Genomic DNA, 2,293 nt, shown 5'->3' on the forward strand with positions numbered 1-2,293 from the left:
CCCGTCCGCCCCGCATCGCCGCAGGGCGAATCGGGAGATGCGCATCTACCCGTCCAGTCGGCAGATGTCGGATCATCGGGCGACGCGACCACATCCACTGTCCCCGCGCAGTCCGTCACCGCCCCGGCCGATGCGGGAGGGACGAACGGGCGATCGGTAGATGCGCTGCCGTCCATCTCACGGGCAGCCGACGCTCGTCCATCGCTGGAAACGTCGGCGGACCCGCGTGACACCGCGGCGGAATCGGCGGATGCGGGGCAGGGGTCGGGCGCCTCGGGAGATGCACATCTACCGGCAGGTGCAGTGCACCCCGGCAGCGCCTCCGCAGATACAGCTCGGTCGCGCGACGAATCGGGGGATGTGGGGCGGGGGGGTGCGTCGGGAGATGCGAAGCCGTTTGGGGATGCGCATCTCCCGATCGACCCTGCGGTTGCGGATGCCGCGGGGCGGACGATGGTGCTGCATCCCCGCCAGTCGTTCGCGGCGTGGAGGGAGACGGTGCGGGGGCGGTCGCTGTCGTGGAAGCCGGCGGAGGTGCGCGCGGCGGCTGAGCTGCGGGGGCGCATCGTGGACGTGGTCCTGCGCAACGCGGACCAGCTCGCCACCGTGAACGCCGAGCTCCAGCGCAGCAACGAGGAGCTGGACGCCTTCACGTACATCGCGTCGCACGACCTGAAGGAGCCCCTGCGCGGCATCCACAGCTTCTCGCGCATGCTCATGGAGGACCGCGGCGAGGCGCTGGCGCCCGAGGGCCGCGAGCAGGTGGAGACGCTGCTGCGGCTGAGCGCCCGCATGCACGGCATGCTGGACTCGCTGCTGCTGTACTCGCGCGCCGGCAAGCTGGAGCTGCGCCGCACGGACGTGGACCTGCACGAGCTGGTGGCCGAGGTGCTGGACACCCTGGCCAGCCGCCTGGCCGAGAAGGGCACAGACGTGCGCGTTCCCCGCCGCCTGCCCACGCTGCGCTGCGACCCCGTGCGGGCCGGCTCGGTCTTCCAGAACCTGATCAGCAACGCCATCAAGTACAACGACGCCGGGAGCCCGTGGGTGGAGGTCGGCTACGCCGAGCAGGGGGAGGGCCGGCCGCACGTGCTGTACGTGCGCGACAACGGCATCGGCATCGACCCCAAGCACTGGGACGCGGTGTTCCGCATCTTCAAGCGGCTGCACGGGCGCGACAAGTTCGGCGGCGGCGCGGGGGCCGGGCTCACCATCGCGCGGCGGCTGGTGGAGCGGCACGGAGGACGCATATGGCTGGAGTCGGCGCCCGGCGAGGGGACCACTTTCTTCTTCACCCTGCAAGCCGACCCATGCAGCTGAGACCACGCACCGCGGGCCCCATCCTCATCGTGGAGGACAGCGACGAGGACCATGCGGCGCTCGCCTGGGCCATGCGCAAGCTGGAGCTTCACCACGAGACCGTGCGTTGCCGTGACGGCGACGAGGCGCTGCGCTGGCTGCGCCGCACCGGCGAGCACGCCGCCCGGCCCGAGGGCAACCCCGGGCTGGTGCTGCTGGACCTGAACCTCACCGCCACCGACGGCTGCGAGGTGCTGGCCGAGATCAAGAAGGACCCGGGCCTGCGCACCATCCCCGTGGTGGTGTGGACCACCTCTTCCAACCCCGTGGACGTGCACCGCTGCTACCACTCGGGCGCCAACAGCTACGTGCTGAAGCCGCTGGACATGGACACCTTCCTGCACGAGGTGCAGGCCCTGGCCCGCTACTGGTTCGGCGTGGTGATGCTGCCCACGGAGGTGGACCGGTGAGCGCGGCGGACGCCCGCACCGTCCTGCTGGTGGAGGACAGCCCGGAAGACGCGGTGGAGCTGCGCCGCCTGCTCGCCCGCGCGCGCGAGCCGTTCGAGGTGGTGCACGCCGCCACCGGCGCCGAGGGCCTGGCGCTCGTCCGCGACACCAAACCCGCGTGCGTGCTGCTGGACTTCCACCTGCCGGACATGGACGCCGGCGAGTTCCTGGACGCCCTGCGCAGGCAGGGCGGCGGCAGGCTGCCGGTGCCGGTGGTCACGCTCACGGGCCAGGAAGACGGCCGCTCCGCCACGGCGGCGCTGGCGCAGGGCGCGCAGGACTACGTGGTGAAGGGCACCTTCACCGCGCAGGGCCTGGGGCGGGCCATCGAGAACGCGGTGGAGAAGTTCGCCATCCAGGCCGAGCTGGAGGAGAAGCGCGTGGCGCTGGAGGTGCGCAACATCGAGCTGGAGGCGCTGCGCAACGAGCTCCAGGCCAACCTGGTGGAGCTGGCCGACGCCACGCGCGCCAAGGACCAGTTCCTC

Annotated in this window: 3 protein-coding genes; all 3 read left to right on the forward strand. The window is 71.7% G+C overall.

Annotation, left to right across the window (positions count from 1 at the left end; all coding sequences use genetic code 11):
• On the forward strand, positions 1–1,320 hold a 1,320-nt coding region (locus VFE05_19885; GenBank protein HET6232346.1), incomplete at its 5' end, for an ATP-binding protein.
• The gene (locus VFE05_19890; GenBank protein HET6232347.1) at positions 1,311–1,769 is read left to right on the forward strand and encodes a response regulator; all 459 of its coding nucleotides are present in this window, start codon (positions 1,311–1,313) and stop codon (positions 1,767–1,769) included. The genes VFE05_19885 and VFE05_19890, both read left to right, overlap by 10 nt.
• Positions 1,766–2,293 (forward strand): response regulator (locus VFE05_19895; protein ID HET6232348.1); only part of this gene is annotated, 528 nt, incomplete at its 3' end. The genes VFE05_19890 and VFE05_19895, both read left to right, overlap by 4 nt.

Source organism: Longimicrobiaceae bacterium (assembly GCA_035696245.1).
Lineage (GTDB): Bacteria > Gemmatimonadota > Gemmatimonadetes > Longimicrobiales > Longimicrobiaceae > DASRQW01.

Coding starts and splice junctions, on each gene's coding strand:
- VFE05_19890 (HET6232347.1), top strand. CDS start 1,311: ATGCAGCTGAGACCACGCACCGCGGGCCCCATCCTCATCGTGGAGGAC.